At 56.4% G+C, this 19,343-nt stretch carries 9 protein-coding genes; 7 read left to right on the forward strand and 2 right to left on the reverse strand.

Annotated features, from left to right (window positions below):
* Positions 1-94 precede the first annotated feature (94 nt).
* From D3P07_RS14525 to D3P07_RS14535, 3 genes are read left to right on the forward strand one after another with little or no spacing between them, the layout of a single operon-like run.
* The gene (locus D3P07_RS14525) at positions 95-1,891 is read left to right on the forward strand and encodes a sensor histidine kinase (RefSeq protein ID WP_119800953.1); all 1,797 of its coding nucleotides are present in this window, start codon (positions 95-97) and stop codon (positions 1,889-1,891) included.
* A 54-nt stretch (positions 1,892-1,945) separates the two neighbouring features.
* Positions 1,946-3,523 carry a response regulator transcription factor gene (locus D3P07_RS14530; RefSeq protein ID WP_182914330.1) on the forward strand — a complete coding sequence of 526 codons (1,578 nt, stop codon included), beginning with the start codon at positions 1,946-1,948 and terminating at the stop codon, positions 3,521-3,523.
* Positions 3,520-4,809 carry an extracellular solute-binding protein gene (locus D3P07_RS14535; protein ID WP_119800955.1) on the forward strand — a complete coding sequence of 430 codons (1,290 nt, stop codon included), beginning with the start codon at positions 3,520-3,522 and terminating at the stop codon, positions 4,807-4,809. The genes D3P07_RS14530 and D3P07_RS14535 overlap by 4 nt, the downstream gene beginning before the upstream one ends.
* An 849-nt stretch (positions 4,810-5,658) precedes the next feature.
* Here D3P07_RS14535 and D3P07_RS14540 read toward each other — a convergent pair.
* A complete protein-coding gene (locus D3P07_RS14540) occupies positions 5,659-9,426 on the reverse strand; it encodes a fibronectin type III domain-containing protein (protein WP_119800956.1) in 3,768 nt (1,255 codons plus the stop codon).
* Between the two features lie 12 nt (positions 9,427-9,438).
* Entirely contained in the window at positions 9,439-11,439 is a 2,001-nt protein-coding gene (locus D3P07_RS14545) for a DUF4832 domain-containing protein (RefSeq protein WP_119800957.1), read from the reverse strand.
* A 243-nt stretch (positions 11,440-11,682) separates the two neighbouring features.
* Here D3P07_RS14545 and D3P07_RS14550 point away from each other — a divergent pair, with 243 nt between their 5' ends.
* The 4 genes from D3P07_RS14550 to D3P07_RS14565 all read left to right on the forward strand — a co-directional run bounded on the left by D3P07_RS14550 (position 11,683) and on the right by D3P07_RS14565 (position 19,319).
* Entirely contained in the window at positions 11,683-16,203 is a 4,521-nt protein-coding gene (locus tag D3P07_RS14550) for an S-layer homology domain-containing protein (RefSeq protein ID WP_119800958.1), read from the forward strand.
* Between the two features lie 257 nt (positions 16,204-16,460).
* Positions 16,461-17,558 carry a Gfo/Idh/MocA family protein gene (locus D3P07_RS14555; protein WP_119800959.1) on the forward strand — a complete coding sequence of 366 codons (1,098 nt, stop codon included), beginning with the start codon at positions 16,461-16,463 and terminating at the stop codon, positions 17,556-17,558.
* Between the two features lie 15 nt (positions 17,559-17,573).
* A complete protein-coding gene (locus D3P07_RS14560; RefSeq protein WP_119800960.1) occupies positions 17,574-18,470 on the forward strand; it encodes a carbohydrate ABC transporter permease in 897 nt (298 codons plus the stop codon).
* A 3-nt stretch (positions 18,471-18,473) separates the two neighbouring features.
* Positions 18,474-19,319, forward strand: coding sequence for a carbohydrate ABC transporter permease (locus D3P07_RS14565; protein ID WP_119800961.1), 846 nt, complete (start codon positions 18,474-18,476; stop codon positions 19,317-19,319).
* Positions 19,320-19,343 lie beyond the last annotated feature (24 nt).

Below are 19,343 nucleotides of genomic sequence, written 5' to 3' on the forward strand. Positions count from 1 at the left end.
AAAAGCAAGGCGCCCTGGCAGGGCGTCTTTGCGCCGTTGCAGGGCAAATGTCTCTGCGGCATTGTATACTGGACAACAAAGGGGGAGAAGAAGCGTGTTCGATAATTTGCAAAAACGTCTGCGCATGTCGTTTACGACCAAAATGATCTTGGCGTTTGTTCTCGTGATCTTAATTCCGACGCTGTTCACCAGCTTCTCCTTCTATGTCGTGTCCAACTCTACCGTGAAGCAGAACGTGCGCGAGGCATCCGTTCAAATCGCCAAGCAAGGCGCTGATTCGTTGTCGTTTATATTGAATGCGGGCAGCGACGTGTCCGACATGATCTATATCGATCCCAGAGTGCGGCATGTGATCGCGAACCAGCCGGCGAGCGGTGCGGACTTGCTGCTGTGGCGGGAGAACGAAGAATATATGAAAAGCTTTTTGAACAATATCGTGTACTCCAGCTCCTTCGTCAATATCGTCTACGTGCTTAAGGACCATGAGACAGGCTGGGGGAGCGGTACGTTTTCCCGGATCAAGCTTGCGCGTTACTTCGTGCAGGAGCAGCCTTGGGCCAAGCAGGCGGAAGGGCTGGAGGGCGGACTTGTCTGGAATGAGATCCGGGCGGACCAGCTTAGCAGCGGAGGCGACAATACGGAGCTTGTTCTTCCTATCGGGCGAGCGGTCAAAGACTATACAAATGGCGGGACGATCGGATATATCCTCGTGAATCTGAACGGCCGGAAGGTGATCGACAAGATCGATGAAATGAGGCTGGGCGAAACGGGCAGTTTTTTAGTCGTCAACGAAGCGGGCCGGATTATGGTCGCCTCCGATACAGAGCGGATCGGGCAGACGGTAGATAACGGCGAGCTGCTGGGCCATATTATCGATGATCCTTATATCGAGTTTGAATTCAAGCAAGGCGGGGTGCCCTATTACGGCGTAAAGCAGACGCTGAGCAACGGCTGGCTGCTCGTCGGCACCGTGCCGGTGCATGAAATAACGGATCGGCTCAGCGCGCTGCATCGCAACATTTTGCTGTCGTTCGGCATTTTCACATTGCTTGGCATAGGTGTGGGATTGGTTATCGCAAGCCGGGTCACACAGCCTGTCAAACGCCTTACCCGTGGTATGAGGCAAGTGCAAAAAGGCGATTTGACGGTGCGAACCGATGTCAATACAAATGATGAGTTCGGCCTTATGAGCCATCAATTCAACAAAATGATCGGCGACATCAATGTACTGATGCAGCAGGTGACGGAGGAGCAGCGGCTGAAGCAGGAGGCGGAGCTGCGGGCGGCTGTGCACCGGATCAACCCTCATTTCTTGTTTAACACGCTAGGCACGATTCGCTGGCTGATCAAATACGGCCAGTCCGAGCGGGCTTACGAAGGTATTTCCGCACTGACCAGGCTGCTTGAAGCCAATATGGGGCGCAAAGGCAACTTTGTGACGATCACGGAAGAGCTGGATATTATCGAAAAATATTTGGTCATTCTGGAGATGCGCTATAACCGGCGGTTCCGTCTGACGATCCGCAGCGATGAAGAGGCGGCGAAGCTGCTGGTGCCAAGGATGCTTATACAGCCGCTGGTCGAAAATGCGATTTTCCATGGCATTGTGCCAAAGGATAGCGACGGAGACATCGGAATCGAGGTGGCGCGAGAAGGTGAAGCAACGGTCATTACAGTAACCGATGACGGCATCGGCCTGCTGCCCGGCAAGGAGAAGGTGCAGGAGTCGGTCGAGCGGGCGGTCAAGGACGGCGATACGGGCATCGGCTTGCAGCATGTCTACGAATGTACGCGGCTTTATTTCGGCAGGGGGTCAGGTGTATCAATCCATGCGCGGGAGGAAGGCGGCACGCTGGCGCGAATTATGCTGTTCCCGGACGGGAGAGGATAATCGCAGGGTAGCAGACGCAGCATTGCAATGTGGCGGACAGAGAGGAGGAGCGATATGTGGAGAGCCATCATCGTAGATGACGAGCCGATCATCCGGTTCGGGATCAAAGCGTCCCTCGACTGGAGTAAAGAAGGGATCGAGCTGGCGGGCGATTGCGCCAATGGCGCGGAGGCGCTGCAACTGATCGAGGAGGAGCCAGTCGACTTGCTGATTACCGACATCAAGATGCCGGTCATGGACGGTCTTGCTTTGACGAAGCGGGTGCTGGAGCTGCACCCGGCGACCAAAGTTATCCTGGTCAGCAGCCATAACGATTTTGAATACGTCCGGGAAGGCCTCAGACTGGGCGTTGCCGACTATATACTGAAGCACACGCTGGAGCCGGAGGATCTGCAGCAGGTTGTCCGGCGCTGTCTCGTTATGCTGGAGAAGGAAGAGCGCGGCAGGGAACAGCGTCCCGGCACGGATAGTGGAGATGCGGCGCGTCAGCGCAAGCACTGGGAAGGCGAGCTGAAGCGGCTATTGCTGCAGCAGCGCGCGCTGCCGGCAAGCGGTGAGTTTCCCGCATGGCTTGGCGACGGTTACTGGGGTCTGGCCATTGTGCTGAACCGGGTGTCTGCAATCGAGGAGCAGCAGGGGTATTTGTTCAAATCCGTCCTGCTGGAGCAACTGACGGATGTGCTGTACACTGCGGTTCCGGAAGGCATTGGCGTGCAGACGGGAGAGCATGAGCTGTTTTTCCTGCTGCCTGCCGCATCTTGCGATGATGCGGGACAACGGTTGGCCGAGCTGAAGGCGAGAATGGAGGAGGAGAGCGGGGCAAGTGTAACGATTGGTTATGCATGGGGACGCGATACGGTCTCGATCCGCGAGACGTTCGAGCAAGGGAAGCTGGCGTCGGGCCGCGGGTTTTTCCGGGGCAGCGGCATTTACCGCTACCAGCTCTCGGACGCAGAACGGCGTGAAGGCTTGCGGCTGCCGGTTTTGTACCGGGCGAACGAAGGGGCAGGCGACGAGCGGCTTGCGGAGCTGCTTGGGGAGTGGCGGGACGATTGGCGGCAAGGCGGCTGTCCGCCGCTGGAGCTGAAGGAGGAGGCAAGCCGGGTGCTGTCGATCATGTTCAAACAACAGGCCGATCCTTACGTCCTGGTCGAATCCTTTGACCGGCTGTTCAAAACCGAGACGCTCGGTGAACTATGCGATGCGCTCCAATCCGGTATAAGCGAGCTGCGCAAGGTGCGTATGGCAGGCTTCGATGCACCGGGGTCCCATCATCCGATCGACAAGGCGCTGGAATATATCCGCGGACATTATCTGGAATCGATGACTCTTCAGCAGGTAGCCGATTATGTGCATGTGAGCAAAAACTATTTTTCGATCCTGTTTAAGAAGGTAACCGGGCAAAACTTTATCGACTATGTCATTACGCTCCGCGTACAGCGGGCGAAGGAGCTGCTGGGCGGCACGGAGCTGAAGGTATATGAAGTGGCGGAGCAATCCGGCTTCAACGACGTCAAATATTTCAGCAAGCTGTTCAAGAAGCTGACCGGCCACTCTCCGATCGAGTATCGCGAGCGCATGTTGCCTCCCCTTCCCGGCGGTGCATTGCCCCGAGAGGAGGAGCCGTCATGAGGCGAACTGCATGGAGGCGGGTCTCTGCTCTGGTGCTCCTTCTCATATTGCCTGGCTGTCTGGGCAATTCGATTATCGATGACCCGGCATCTGTGAAGCGGCTTGGCGAGGAGTCGCAAAAGCGGATTGTGATTTGGCATACGTATAGCGACGAGGAGACGATGCTGTTCGAGAAGGAGATTTTGCCGGCATTTGAGGCGGAGCATCCCGGCATTGTTATTGAATCTGTCCGGCAGACGCATAACCAGGAGTATCACGCCGCTTTGCTTGCGCGCGCTTCGGCTGGCAAGACGCCCGATATTATTCGGATGGACTACACCTGGATTCCGGTTTTTGCAGAGCGGGGGCTGCTGCATCCGGTCGAGACGATGCCGATGTTCGAAGAGGTGTCAGAGCAGCTGCGTGGCAAAATGCTGGACACCAACCGTTATGGGGACCACGTATACGGTTTGCCGCTTAACATTACGACCAAAGCGGCGGTTTATAATATGAGGCTGCTGGAGAAGCTTCGGCTTGCGGAGCCTCCTGCATCCTTTGCGGAGTTAGTCTCCCTTGCGGAGGATAATGGGTATTCGCTGGGCATGTCGGGCATTGAGCTGTGGAACAGCCTGCCGTATTTTTTTGCCGTGGGGGGTCAGCTTGCGGATGAGGCGTTTGCCCGGACGGAGGGGTATTTCAACAGCGAGCGGAGCGTCGCGGCAATCGAAGAGCTGCTGCGGATGTTCCGCGAGGGAATTATTAATCCTCAATTGCTGGAGAGCGGAGCGGATTTGTGGCGGGAGATATTTTCTTCGCAGCGGTTTCTCATGATGGACGAAGGGCCTTGGTATTACAGCATCCTGCTGAATAGCGCGGGCGTGGACGTCAATTTGCTGGAGCGCACGAAGCCGGCGCCGTTCCCGAGCGGGGGCGAGTACCGCTCCATCATCGGCGGTGAAAATCTGGTTATGACCAAAAACGCCAGAAACAAGCCGGAGGCATGGATCTTTATGAGCTGGATGACCCGCAAGGATACGCAGCTGAAGCTGATGGAAGCGGGATTGATTCCCGTTAATACGCAAGCGTTCGAGGAGGGCAAAGCCTCCGATCTTCCAGTCAATCGCTATCTCGCGCCATATATGGAGGGCATCCAGGATGCCTTCTATCGGCCGTCGATTCCGCAATGGAACGAGATTGAGAAGCTGTATGACACAGCAATGGAAGATATATTTATCCGCGGCAAGGATGTCAGAACCACGTTGAATGATACAGCGTGGAAGATGGACGCGCTGCTTGGCTCGTCGTAAGGGTTCAAGGCGTGATGGAAAAAGCGGTTAACGGGAAGCGGTACTCCGGTTAACCGCTTTTTATTGGTTGGATACTATCGTCTCACTAGTTACGAAGCGGATTGGGTTAACTGGTGCATGGGGGGAGTTAGAGGGAACTCGCAAAGTATTAAACGCTTATTTGCGCGAGACGTGTGGATAGAGGGAGATGTGTTGCGAGAAACGCTTAAAAGTACGCGGCGGGGTGTTTGAGGAGATTAATGGTGTGAGAAACGCTTAAATGTGCGAAACGGGGTGTTTGAGGAGATTAGTGGTGTGAGAAATGCTTAAATGTGCGAGGCGGGATGTTTGAGGGATTTAGTGGTGTGAGAAACGCTTAAATATGCGAAACGGGATGTTTGAGGGATTTAGTGGTGTGAGAAACGCTTAAATATGCGAAACGGGATGTTTGGGGGATTTAGTGGTGTGAGAAACGCTTAAATGTGCGAAACGGTGTGTTTGAGGGATTTAGTGGTGTGAGAAACGCTTAAATGTGCGAAACGGGATGTTAGAGAGATTTAGTGGTGTGAGAAACGCTTAAATGTGCGAGGCGGGATGTTTGAGGAGATTAGTGGTGTGAGAAACGCTTAAATGTGCGAAACGGGATGTTTGAGGGATTTAGTGGTGTGAGAAACGCTTAAATGTGCGAAACGGGATATTGGCGTGAAAAAGGTGTGCTGGGTAGCGTTAGGTAGCTTGTTTTTACGATATAATAAACAGCTTTGCATGGAGGAATCCTCCATGCAAAGCTGCGTTTCAAATAATGGCTCCTAGAAGCAGCGCCCTGCCGGTGTTCAAGGCAGCGGCAGAGCGTCGCCTCAAGCCTGCAGTTTACAGCGTAAACGCTGGAAGCGCTCCGTTTGCTCCGGGCAGCCGGTCTGTGGCGGAGTTGTTTTTGATGAAGCCGATCTGAATCGTTGCTCCGGTCGACAGGTTAAGGCTGCTCAGCGGAATTGAAGCTTCGATGACGGCATCGTTGCGCGAGTGCGGGACAATCGCTTGCTGCGTCCAGCTCCAGCCGCTGCCGAGATGGCGGTAGAGGAAATTGCCCTCCAGCAGAAATTCTGCGCCGCTTGCTCCCCAGCCCGCCGCCTGAAATCCAGTCGAAGCGTTCTGATCCGCGTTAATGAAAAACTGTGTAAACACGTTCAGCCCCGATCCCTGAACGAGCAAATACAAATTCGTGCCGTCGCTGTAAGCTTTCATCGTCTGCACACTCGTGCTCCCGGTTGCCAGAACGGGAACACCGCTCCAGTCGGCGGCGTTGCCGTCCACGGTAATGGACGGCGTAGATATGCCGGACGGTGTTACGCCGACAGCTTGACTTGCTGCCGATTCATTGCCGCTCGTATCTATAGCTGTGACGGCGAAGGAATAGGCGTTGCCGTTCGTCAGCCCTGTCGCCGTATAAGCTGTACCCGGAACGGGTGACTGAGTCAGCCGATTCCCGTTCCGGTATACATGGTAACCGGCCAAATCGGCAGCGATGACGGCGCTCCATTGCAGCGCCGCCTGTCCGTTGCCCGGCGTGCCGGACAGACTGGCCGGAGCGGGCGGCGGCGTAGTGTCTGGCTGCTGCGATCCTGCTGTTAGCGTGTAGGAAGGGAGCGGCAGGTTAGGACCGGGCAGACGCTCGGTGGCGGCATGATTACTCAGGAAGCCGAATGTGATGGTGTCGCCGGGCACAAGGCCAAGCGTACTAAGCGGAATCGCCGCTTCCACAGCCGACGCCGTCTTGCCGTACGTTACAGCGCCAAGCGAGGTCCAGGACCAGCCGGAGCCGTTGTGCCGGTACAGGGTGTTGTTCTCCAGCAGGTAGTCGGCGCCGGTGGAAGGCCAGCCGGTCGCATGATAGCCGGTCGTGACGGAATTGTCGGCATTGATATAGAACTGTGCCATCGTATTCAGTCCCGTCCCTTCAGCCAGCACATACAGATAGGTGGCGTCATACGCCGCCCTCAGGGATGTAACACCAGCCGTGCCCGTGGCAATAGCCGGAATGCCGCTCCAGTCGGCTGCATTGCCGTCAACGGCAATGACCGGATACGGATTCGGCGACGTTGTTGTAAAGGAGGCGTTGCCGCTGACCGCCGCAATGCTGCCCGCATTCAGAGAGCGGACCCGGAAGTGATAGGTGGTGCCGGCTGCAAGGCCCGTCAGCTCTACGGAATGACTGGTCTTCAAGACGGTGGAACCGGCGGTCATACCGTAAGCGGAAGACAAGCCGTATTGCACCTCGCTGGTAGCCGGCTGATTCGTTTCCCACTTGATGGTGGCCTTGTTATCCCCGATCGCTTCAACCCTTACGTTGCCTAGGACTGGCGGCGCGTTCGCGTCCGACGTCATAAAGACACGCTCCGAGCTTTCGGCGATGCGGCCGTCCGCATCCTGGGATACAACCTTGTAACGGTAAGCAGTGCCGGGGGTCAATCCGGATAGCGTCACGCTATGCTGGGTAACATCCGAGCTGCCGCTTGCCGTATGCTGGCTTGTCGATGCAATGCCGTAACGGACGGTCGACGAGGCGGGGACATCTGTCGTCCAAGTAATGACGGCCGATGTATCGCTGGATACGGTTGCGTGCACGTCCGAGAGCTGCGGCCCTTCCGCCGGAACGGTGAATTTGACGGTCTGGCCGCCGAAGTTAGCGTTACGAAACCAGGTCCAGATTTCCTTGCCGCTATGCTCCACCCCGGAGAACAGGTAGTCGCGCTTGAATTCGAACTCCGCCTTGTTGCCGGACTGCATCGCGCGCACCGGCCAGCCGCGGTTGGTCGGCGCTCCCGACCCTTCGAAACGGAATACGTCGCCCGGACCTTGGTGAGGCAAGGCGTAGACCTGATTCATATTCTCGAAATACACTCTGGCGTCAGGCGAAGTCGGCCAGAATACCTGCCAGCCGTCCGGTCCGTCCTGATCGTAATCGAAATAGATCATTTCCTGGCTCATATTGAGCGTTGTATTGGACTCCACCATCATAAAGAACGAATCCCCGGCAAACTTGGCATACACCTTCGTAATCCCATTGCCGTTCGCTCCGCTCGAATCGTGGTAGATGGGAACTTCTCCGTTCCATTCGTCAAACTGGCCGTCAACGAGGAAGCCGTCGTTCAGATCGGTCGGGTGTGTGCCCGTCTGGCTTGGCGCGGCATAGCCGTTCGTGTCTAGCCAGTTTTTGGACGCGTCGTAGATTGCGGTATTGAAATGGGTGGAGCCGCTGACGTCATAACCCAAATAACCGCTGTTCATCACGATCTCGTTCATCCATTTGCCCGTACCCCCGGAGGGAATCATAAAGTCGATAATGACGGTATTGAAGCCGTCCGGCTGATTGGCGTGGGCGTTCATATATTCCTTCCAGAAGCCGCCGAAGTTGTCGCGAGAACGGTAGGACGGCGAAGCCGGATTCGTATTCCAGTTGTCCCCATAAGCGGCATGCTCGTCGTAGAAGCCCGGAATATATGCGTTGTAGTACCAGGATTCGGTCACGAACAAGTTGATGGCATGGCGGTAGCGGTCTGCAAACTGCGAGGTGCCTTCGTCGGGGTTGAAATACCAGTAGCCCCGGTTGGCCGCTACGATCTTGGCAGGATCGACCGCTTTGATCTCCTCCACCAGTTCGACCATGCCCTCTGCCGTAAAGCCGAAGTTGCCGCGCGGTCCCCATGATATGCCGGGCCCTGCGCCGCCGACGGGATCGGGCGTATCGACCGTATCGAGGAATACGCCGTCGAACTCCCCGTCATGGACGATCTTCTCGACCTGGTAGGTGACGAACTTCTTCCAGGCAGGATCGCCGCCGTTCACATAACCCCCGCCGTAATATTTGTTCGTATCGACGACTCCGTCTCCATCCTTCCAATAGCCGCCATACAAATAACGGCTGTCAGAGACCCATGTGCCCTGCTGGTCCAGATACCAGGGCATGACGCCTTGGTTTTTCCAGCTTAGACGATTGCCCCAGGAGGAGTAATCGCCGGCAATATGAAGACCGGCGTACGCTTGATAGCCGTCGTCGTACGTCCCGTCCGGCAGAGCGCCTGTTTCGACCGAAATATAGGAGCCGCTGCTATTGTAATTCCAAGGATTCGGTCCGTGCAGCGGGCCGGACGGTCCGTTGTATCCTTCGGGCAGCAAGCCCAGCTCGATGCCGCGCTGGATCGTCATATGGCCGCTTGAGCCCGGGATAATCGTGGACAGCATCTCTCCAACAGAGATATAGCCGAGGACGATCACATCGTCTGCCGTCCCGAGCTCTCCGTCGGGGCCGCGCTTCAGCTCCTGCACCTGGGCACTGGTCAGATTTTCGAAATAAAACTCGTTCCGCTTCACGTTAATGACCCGAAGCGTCGGCTCCAGAATGACGAGATCATAGCCTTTCAACTGATTCAGCTTCGTCTGGTCGACCGCGCCGTACCAGAAGGCGACTCGGCTGTAGGCGCTCAAAGTCGGTACTTTGCCATAGAAAGGCGTCTTGCCCAGCTCGAAAGCGGGATTCGCTTCCGCCGTTTCCGTCGGTCCCGGCAGCGGGATGACCGTCAGCAGCATGGCCAGGCTCAGCAGGAAGGCAAGCCGCTTTAGTTTCAATTCAGCGAACATATCGCATACCTCCTAGAGCGTAATGGGAGGCAAGGCGGCGTTTTGCACCGGAAGCCGTTCCGTTGCGGAGCCGTTTCGGATATATCCGACGCGTACCGTCTGGCCTGCGCTTGCGCCGATCGAAGTGAGCGGCAGCCCGATTTCGACGATGGACGCGTTTTTGGCATACTGTCCGGTTCCGAGTGTGGCGACCTGGCTCCAGGACCAGCTATTGCCGCTGCCGGTGTACTGATACAGAATATTGTTCTCCAGCAAATAGTCAGCGCCGCTGCTCGGCCAGCCCGTGGCGTTATAGCCGGTTGCCGTATTGTTGTCGGCATTGATGTAGAACGCACCCGTATCCGTCAGGCCGCTGCCTTGCACCAGCAAGTACAGATTGTTGCCTGAGCGCAATCCCTTCAGGGTGGAGACAGAGCTGCTGCCGCTGGCGATCGCCGCCACGCCGTTCCAATCCGATGCCGAGCCGTCTACGGTAATGTTCGGAGGAGTAACTCCTCCGCCTCCGGACGTAACGTTCAGCGTGCTAATCGGGTACGAGCCGTCGCTGAGTCGGCCGACATTGGCGAAATCAACGGCAGGCGTATTCGTCGCTGGATCGAGAATGGCTGCGGCTACGGTGTAGCTGCCGGCCGGAAGCCCGGACGGAATGGCGATGGACGCGTTATGCGTGTATGTGCCGGTCTTCCAGTTTTTGAGCTGGATCGAGGTGGTCGTTTTGGCATGAATCGTGGTGCCGCTGCGGATTTGCAGCTCGACCGGCCAGTTGAACGGGAAGTGCTGCACACCTTTGTTTTCGACCGTCAGCGCGACGGGTAGCGTGCCGCCTTGCGAAGCCGAAGCATCATGCACAGCCTGCTTGATGACAAAGTGATAGCCCATCCGCTTCTCCAGCGCGTCCATGTTCGCCTGGTACGGATTGCCGATGGCGTAAGACGCCGGTGAATTGGGGCCGAGCCAGCTTGGTTTGCTGAGCTCTAGCTGGCGCAGCGTTTCGTTGAAGCCTGCGCCGCTTGTCAGGCTGGCTTGCAGGCCGGACGCGCCGCCATAGAACTCTCCTGCCGAGATGGCGTTGTTCCAGAAGTTCGCATAAGCTGGCTGCTGTTGGCCGATATCATCCCAATAGCCGTTCTGGGTGCCGGTGTACCAGCCCCACGAGGAATCAAAGCTCGGCTGATCGCCGAACATGTCGTTGAACATGCCAAGCTGGTTGCTCACGGCCAGCTGTACGCTGCGGCGTATCATCACCTGAATGCGGTCGGTTTTGTTTTGAAAAGCGGATATATAGTGCTGGATGTATTGGTTGGATATCGAGTTGGGAGGGAAGACGCCGGTATAGTTCTGCTCGTTGTTTGGCCCGACATAAGGCCAGCTGTGAAATTCGCCCCAATGGCCGAGTGAGCCGATCTGGATGAAAGCGACGGGGGCATCCTGCGTATAATAGCGGTTTGCGATAGCGTTGATGAGGAGCTGGTGGCGTGCAATGAGGTAGGGCGAGCTGTAGTTGGGCGCAAATCCGGTGTTGTTGCCGGTTCCCATGCCGCCTGTATTATCCTGGTAGGGCTTTCCTGCTGTTCCTTCCTGGGCAATCATGTCGTTGTACAGCCAGTCGGGAATATCGCGATGGGCTACGCCGGAAGGGCTGTCGAGCAGCAGGCGGAACACGATGCGTACGCCTTGGCTTCTCCAGTAGCTGAATTTGTATTTGGCTTCGACACCAGCCCAGTCGTATACGCCTTTGGTCGGCTCAAGCTCCTTCCAGGTGACCCCGGCGTAAACCAGCTTGTGCGACTGCGCGTACGGACCGCCTTCGGCTCGTGGCGCCCATCCTTTGAACGGATTGTTGAGCGGGCTGTTCAGCTCGGCAGGGTAAAAGGTGGCGGCTTGCGCGGCGGGCGCAATTCCGCCCAAGCTGCCGATTGCGAGCAGCAAGGTCAGCAGCAGCCGGTAAACGGATTTAAACGGACGAGACTGTTGACTGGGTAATGCGGGTGAGGATGATTTCATTTGTTTCATGAAGCACCTCCGATTTTGAATTTGGCGCAAATTTTTGTGGATTTGCGGTTTCAGTAGAGATTATAAGTGGCGTTCCAATGATTGTAAATCCCCTAGTTTTCTTATTTTTTTGGCCGTGAACAAAACCGTCCCTAGAAAAATGCCCGATTTATTTTTTGGATTGACAAAGAAACCTTGTGCAATTTATGCTATTTTTGCGTAATATTTGCGCCAAATTTGTGATCGTTTGAAAGGGGATATGAAATGCGGTCAAAGAAATTATCGCTCGCTCTTACCGTTTTTCTGCTGATGGGGCTGCTTCACATTCCGGGATTATCCGCGCAGGGTACGGGCGAAGGCGGGCTGATACCGCCGTTTGCGGGTACGCCGCAAGAATGGGAAAGCATCGCCTATGACGAGGCGGCAGCGGCCAATGGCTTGCTAAGTTTGAAAGCGGTTCAAACGGGTGAAACGCTGCACGTAGCGATCGAAGGGGAAGCCGTGTCCGAAGGGGGTGTGCTGTACATCGACAGCGACAATGATGCGTCCACCGGCTGGGGCTCCGCTCTTTGGAGCAATGGCGGAGGCATTGATTATAAGGTGGAGGACGGACTGTTGCACCGTTACGAGAGCGGTGATTGGACGCCCGGTTCGCCGGTATCCGCAGCTCATGAAGAAGGCTTCGCCGAGTTCGGCATTGGCCTGTCCGAGCTTGGACTTGCCGCATCCGGCAAGCTTAGGGTCGGATATGTGAAAGACGGGGCAAGCATGCTGCCGGAGATGGGCGGAGCCATGCTGACCGTAGACGCGGCGGCAGGCGGCGTGCCGGCAAGCGATGGCAAAGCGATTGCCGTTGACGGCGATCCTGCGGATTGGGCGGGGCTTGCGCCGCTTGCAGCGACGGCCGACGGATCCACGACGATTAAGGCGAATATCTACGATCGGACGCTGTATATGCTGATCGAAGGGCAGATCGACACGAATGAATTTGCGGACGGGCTGTGGGAGCATATTCTGATCGATACCGACCGCAACCCGGCGACAGGCAGCGTCTCGTGGGCTTGGGCGAGTACGCTTGGCGCGGATTTCCTCGTGCAGTCGGGTTCGCTGTTCAAGAGCTCGGCGGACGGCGGCTGGAGCTGGAGCGACACAGGCACGGCGTTCGAATATGCCCGTTCCGGCAAGGGCGCGGACAAGGTGATTGAGTGGGCTATTCCGTTGGAGGTGCTGGGACTGGATGAGCCGACCTCGATTCATGTCGCGTTTCTGACCAATACGTTGGCTGCGCCCGATGCCGCAGGCGATCCCGCATATGTGCAGGTTCCTCTGTCCATCGCTGTAGAAGCGGACGGCGATCCTTCGGAGTGGGCCGGCGTGGAGCCGCTGGCGGCATCTGCGGACGACTCCACCAAAGTATATGCCCATGTATCGGGCGGCTCGCTCCATATGCTGATCCGGGGGCAGATCGATACGAACGAATTTGCCGATGGCGTATGGGAGCATCTGCTGATCGATACTGATCGCAATCCCGCAACGGGGGGCGTGTCGTGGGCATGGGCGAATACGCTTGGTTCGGAATATTTGGTCCAATCCGGCCTTCTGTATGAAAGCGCGGCGGATGGAGGCTGGGCTTGGGACGATACCGGTACAGCGTTTGATTACGCCCGCGCAGGCACTGGCGCGGATAAAATCATTGAATGGAGCATCCTGCTGGATGTGCTCGGCCTGTCGGACGCTGACAGCGTCAATGTGGCGTTCCTGTCCAATACGCAGGCAGCGCCCGATGCCGCAGGCGATCCTGCCACTATCGCGCTGAAGGCAACTTCGGCGGAAATTGTCGTGGACGGACAAGAGGACGATTGGGCCGATATTGCGGTTGGCGCCGCTCCTTCCGGCCTCGTCACGAAGCTGCGGGCGGTACGCGACGACCGGAAGCTGTATACGCTTGTGTCGGGCAGTCAGCTTAATCTCGACAATGACTATTTCCTGGACAGCGACGGCAATGCCGCAACCGGCTACCAGAGCGACCGCTGGCCGGATGATGGCATGGACTACAAGGTGAGCGGCGGCATTCTGTACGCTTACGACGAAGGCGAATGGGAGCAGCGCGGTCCTGTCTACACTAACGTGACAAGCGAAACGGCGGAAATGTACTTGTATTTGTCCGATATCGGCGCGACTATGGACAGCGGCATCAAAATCGGCTATGCGGGCCGAGATATGCTTCAGCTCCCGCTTGCCGGTGATCCGGCCTTGACGGTGGACAGCACGGTTGCGCATCCGGGCGGTCAAGGCCTGTTTTATCCGAAGGAATCGTTCGAGGTGCTGAACAATCCGTACGCAGGATGGGTGCCGTGGGCGAAGGACAAGAGCAAGCCGGACGGTGAAAGCTATGCGCAGCCGCATAGCCTCGTCTATGCCGGCATTTCATGGAGAGAGCTGGAGCCGGTGCGCGGGCAGTTCGACTGGGCGGGAGTTGAAGAAAAGTACCAGTTCGACTTCTGGACGCAGTCCGGCAAACGGATCAATCTGCGGATCGTGCTCGATCTGCCAACCTCGGACCCTGCGCATATGGACATCCCGGACTGGCTGTATGACAGCCTGCAGGATGAGGGCGATGCGGGCGTCTGGTACGACACAGCGGAGATCGGCGCAGGCTTCAGCCCGAACTACAACAGCGGGCTGCTGCTGGAGGAGCATGAGCGCTTGATTGCAGCGGTAGCGGAGCGTTACAACGATGATCCGCGCATCGCCTATATCCAGCTGGGAAGCCTTGGGCATTGGGGTGAATGGCATACATGGCCGGCAGGCTCCGGCGTGTTCCCGTATTTGAGTGTATCGGATCAATATGTCGGGCATTACCTGACGCATTTTACAGACAAAAAAATCGGCATGAGAAAGCCGTTCCCCATCGCAAATGAGAATAGTCTGGGTCTGTTCAACGACGTGTTCGGCATCAAGTCTTCAACCAACGAATGGCTGGGCTGGACGCAGAACGGCTGGGCGGGCATTGGCGAGTTTGTTGATCCGGGCGATGATCCTGCCGAGAAGCAGGCAGCTTCTGCAATGCCTGACTTCTGGAAATATTCGTTCTCCGGAGGAGAGTTCGCCGAGGGCAATCCAGCCAAGTGGCTGAGGGACGATGCCATTATGGAGACGCTGCGCCAAACGCGCGAAAGCCATACGTCCTGGCTAGGGCCAGCCGCGCCGAGCGATGTGCCGCTTGGCTCGGAGCTGCAGCGCAACATCGACGCGATGCACAAGCTGATGGGCTACCGCTTTGTACTGGAAGCGGCCAAGCTGACCGGCTCTGCAGTGCCGGGCGGACAGCTTAACCTTTCGATGCTTTGGAACAACAAAGGCGTGGCTCCGTTCTACTTCGATTGGCCGCTCCAGCTTCGTCTTGTCGACGGAAGCGGCCGTATTGCAGCCAGCACAACAGCGGAGAACGTAGATATCCGGCAGTGGCTGCCGGGAAGAACGGAAGCGACAGCTAGCCTCAAGCTGCCTGGCGGCTTGTCTGCCGGCAGCTACGCTCTGACTGTCGCGATCCTCGATCCTGAGACGGGAGAGCCTGGCATTCGGCTGGCGAACGAAGGCAGAGGGGCAGACGGCGGCTACTTGATCGGCCAAATTCAAATTGCGGGAGGCGGTTCCGGCGGCGGAGGCGGAGGTGGCGAGAGCGTTGCTCATCCAACTGATGAGCTGCATGTCGATTCGCCAGCCGTGTCCGGCGACGGCAAGTTTGCCATTGAAATCGCCGAAGACAAAACGAAGGTAATCGTGCCTCTCTCCGTGTGGAGCGGCAAGGAGCAATACGCGCTAGGTTTGCAAGGGGACGGCTTTGCCGTCGAGCTGCCTGCGGAGCTGATTGCGCAGCTCAGCGAGATGGCAGGGGCTGATTCCGGAGCCAAGCTGATGCTCCATGTCCGTCTGGCGAATGAAGCGGGCTGGAAAGCGGCCGGTATGAAGGAGCATGCCAGCCTGGAAGAGCTTAGCCGGACGTTCGTATTCGGCTTGTCCTTGGTGAAGGGGGATGGCGAGCGAGTCGAGATTGGCGATTTTGCCGCTCCTGTACGGGTGGAGCTAACCCAATCCGCGGCTTCGGCTTCTTTGGATGCGAGTCCGCTTTCAGGCGTCTTCCGGCTAGCTGGCGGATTGCCGGCGTATGCGGCAGGCGTGTATGCGAACGGACGGTGGACATTCGAAGCAGTAGAGCCAGGCGCTTATGCGGTTCTGCTGTACGACAAGCGGTTTGCGGATATGCCGCACACCCATTGGGCGCTTGACGCCGTGAAGCTGCTTGCTGCGAAAGGCATCGTTAAGGGGGCGAAGGCAGAGGCATTTGCGCCGGATCAAGCGGTGACGCGTGCGGAATTCGCCGCGCTTGTCGCGCGTGCGCTCGGCCTCAAGGAAGCGGCGGGTTCACCGTTCGGCGACGTGGGCGAGGCTGATTGGTATCGCGGATATGCCGCGGCATTGCACGCTGCGGGTATTGTATCCGGCAAGGGTGAAGGCCGTTTTGAACCGGATGCGCTGATTACGCGTGAGGAAATCGCGGTTATAATCGTTCGTGCTCTTAATCATTTGGATAAAAGTTTGGCGCAAAATATCACATCGGATTCATTCGCAGATGCAAACGCTATCAGCGATTGGGCAGTAGTTGCCGTTCAAGCGCTGGCAGACGCCGGTTATTTGCACGGATATCCGGATACAAGCTTCAAGCCCGGTAAGCAGGCGACAAGAGCGGAAGCAGCACAATTGCTGCAGCGTCTTCTGCTCTGACGCAGGGAAAAGGCAGGCCGCTGCGCCTGCCTTTTTGATGCGTTTTGGCGTTAGAGGCACCCAATGGGACGACGGTGTCTGTCTTATGATTTGCAGGTATGGCGGGATATAAAAAGCCAAAAGGCACGGCAAAAAGTCGTTGACAAGGGCGCCCGTTTGGATTACTATTTAAGTAATATTTGGCGCAAATAATGCAGATAAGTTGCGTAAAATTTGGCGCAAATGATACCAGCAGACACAGCAAGGGAGAGAGTACAATGACTAAAATCGGAATGGCATTTATTGGCGTAGGGGATATGGGTTCCCATCATGCGATCGGCTTCGATATGCTGCCGGAATGCGAAGTGCGTTACATCTGCGATTTCCATGAGGGCAATATTGAACGGACGCTGAAGGAAATCCGCAACGGGAATCCGGTCATCCTCCAGGATTACAAGGAGCTGCTGGATAAGGAAGATATAGACGCGGTTGTCATCAGCGTGCCGAATTATTTGCATCGCGAGATCGCGGTTGCTTTCCTTCACGCAGGCAAGCATGTTTTTCTGGAAAAGCCGGTTGCGCCAAGCATCGAGGATTGCGACGCCATCATCGAGGCAGCGGAGAAGAGCGGCAGGCTGCTTCAGATCGGCCTGGTCTATCGCTACTCCAATTTGTACCGCCGCATGGCCAAGGAGCTGGCTTCGGGAAGGCTCGGCCAAGTATCGATGATGTGGTGCAAGGAGTTCCGCGATCCGTTCCCTCCGGCAGACTGGTTCTATGATTCGTCGAAGTCGGGCGGGGCACTGGTGGAGAAGGATTGCCATCATTTCGATATTTTCAACTGGATGATCGGCTCCCGGCCGAAGCGCGTATTTGCTTCCGGCGGACAGCATGTCATCAGAAACGGCGAGGACATCCTCATTACCAACTCCTATACCCATTATCCTGCCAAGGTCATTTCCGACAGCTCGATCGTCGACCATGCTTGGGTCATCGTGGAATACGAGAACGGGAGCAAGGCCAATCTCGGGTTATGCATGTATCTGAAGCCTCGCAATCTAATGGAGGACGGTCTGGAGTTTGGACTTATCGGCAATAACGGTGTGCAAATGACTGCGAAAAAAGATTCGCGCATCGGCATTTACGGCGGCGACGACTACACGAAGGAATATATCGATGTCGATGTCCGATCCGATTCCATCATGGGCGGCCATACCGGCGGGCAGACGCAGCGCAAAGATTTTGTCGCATGCATTCTCGAGGGAAGAAAGCCGTTCGCGAATGGACAGATTGGACGCGACGCCCTTCTGGTCGCATTGGCTGCGGAGAAGTCGATCCGCGAGGAACGGTACGTCTACATCGACGAAATCAAATAGCTGGGGGGCAATCCTTTGATCTCTTCAAAACGGCTGGACGGGTGGAAGTTTCTGCTTTTTATCGCCCCGTGGCTAATCGGCTTCACGATTTTCTTTCTTCTTCCTTTTGGAACCGCTGTATTTTACGCCTTCACCGATGCCCGGCTGCCAGGCTCCACGGAGTTCAACTTTGTCGGGGTGAGCAACTTCTCGGCATTAATGGGCGATCCGATCTTCGGCAAGAGCGTAACGAACACGATTTATTTTGTCCTGCTCGGGGTGCCGATCGTGACCGTCGGCATGCTGCTTATTGCGATGCTGCTCAATCTGGACGTGAAAGGCATTGCGCTGTTCCGCACGTTTTATTATTTGCCGACGCTGGTGCCGATCGTTGCGACGGTTATTATATGGCGGCTGGTGTTCAACTCGGAATTCGGGGTGCTGAACGGCTTCCTCGGTCTGCTGGGCATTGGCAAGGTGAACTGGCTCGGCGGGGCGGGCATGATTAAGCCGGTCATTATCTTGCTCCAGGTATGGATATCGGGCAGCGGCGTGCTGATATTCCTCGCGGCGCTGAAGGGCGTGCCGTCCCATCTGTACGAGGCGGCGCTGATCGACGGCGCAAGCAAGATCAGACGATTTTTCTCCATTACGCTGCCGATGATTAGTCCATCCATTCTGTTCGTGCTCGTCATTCAGACGATGTACAACTTCCAGATGTTCACGGAAGCGATGCTGCTGTCGAACGGCGGCCCGAATTACGCTTCCTACACGTATGTGTTCCATATTTACAAAGCGGCGTTTACGGATTTGAAATACAGCATGGCGATGGCCCAATCGATCATTTTGTTCGCGATGATATTGGCGGTTACCCTGTTCATCCTGAAGGCGTCCAACCGGTTTGTTTATTATGAAGGCGAAGGGAGGAGCTAACGGATGAACGTATCGTACAAAAGAAGCAAAGCAGCCTCCAAAGCGCTTAGCTACATTCTATTGATTGGCGTCCTCGCCTTGTTCGCCGGTCCGCTGCTCTGGATGCTCTCCACAATGCTCAAAACGAAAGCGGAAACCTACAAATATCCGCCGTCGCTGTTTCCGGAGACCGTGACGTTTGAGGCATTTGAGAGGTTGTTCACGCTGCAGCCGCTCATGTGGCAGTGGATTGGCAACTCCGTACTTATTTCGGTGCTGGTTGCGCTCGGAACGGTGATCTCAAGCTCGCTTGCGGCTTACGGCTTTGCCCGTTTCGATAACCGCGCGAAAACCGCTCTATTTTTTATCGTATTGATTACGCTGATGATCCCGGCCTCCGTCATGATCGTACCTTCCTTCGTGCTGTATACGAAGCTGGGCTGGATCGACACCTGGCTGCCGCTGATTGTGCCGGCCTGGCTTGGAGGCGCGTATTACATCTTCCTGTTCCGCCAGTTCTTTATGACGATTCCTCGGGAGCTTGACGAGGCGACCTATCTGGACGGAGGCGGACGGTTTACGGTCTATTGGCGGATTGTGATGCCGCTGTCCAAACCCATTATCATCACAGCGTCGATCTTTGCGTTTGTATTCTCGTGGCTGGACTTTCTCGGTCCGTTCCTGTATCTCAAATCGAGCGAAAACTATACACTGAGCGTCGGATTGCAGTTTTTGATCGGGCAAACGAGCCAAGACTTTCCCGCGCTTGCGGCAGGCGCGTTTATCAGCATTTTGCCGATCGGCATCATTTATTTCTTCGCGCAAAGGTATATCGTCGAGGGGGTGGTGCTGACCGGATCGAAAGGTTAGCGGGCATTAGGCATTAGGTATGAC

Source organism: Paenibacillus sp. 1011MAR3C5 (assembly GCF_003591485.1).
Taxonomy (GTDB): domain Bacteria; phylum Bacillota; class Bacilli; order Paenibacillales; family Paenibacillaceae; genus Pristimantibacillus.

Coding starts and splice junctions, on each gene's coding strand:
- D3P07_RS14530 (WP_182914330.1), top strand. CDS start 1,946: ATGTGGAGAGCCATCATCGTAGATGACGAGCCGATCATCCGGTTCGGG.
- D3P07_RS14535 (WP_119800955.1), top strand. CDS start 3,520: ATGAGGCGAACTGCATGGAGGCGGGTCTCTGCTCTGGTGCTCCTTCTC.
- D3P07_RS14540 (WP_119800956.1), bottom strand. CDS start 9,426: ATGTTCGCTGAATTGAAACTAAAGCGGCTTGCCTTCCTGCTGAGCCTG.
- D3P07_RS14545 (WP_119800957.1), bottom strand. CDS start 11,439: ATGAAACAAATGAAATCATCCTCACCCGCATTACCCAGTCAACAGTCT.
- D3P07_RS14550 (WP_119800958.1), top strand. CDS start 11,683: ATGCGGTCAAAGAAATTATCGCTCGCTCTTACCGTTTTTCTGCTGATG.
- D3P07_RS14555 (WP_119800959.1), top strand. CDS start 16,461: ATGACTAAAATCGGAATGGCATTTATTGGCGTAGGGGATATGGGTTCC.
- D3P07_RS14565 (WP_119800961.1), top strand. CDS start 18,474: ATGAACGTATCGTACAAAAGAAGCAAAGCAGCCTCCAAAGCGCTTAGC.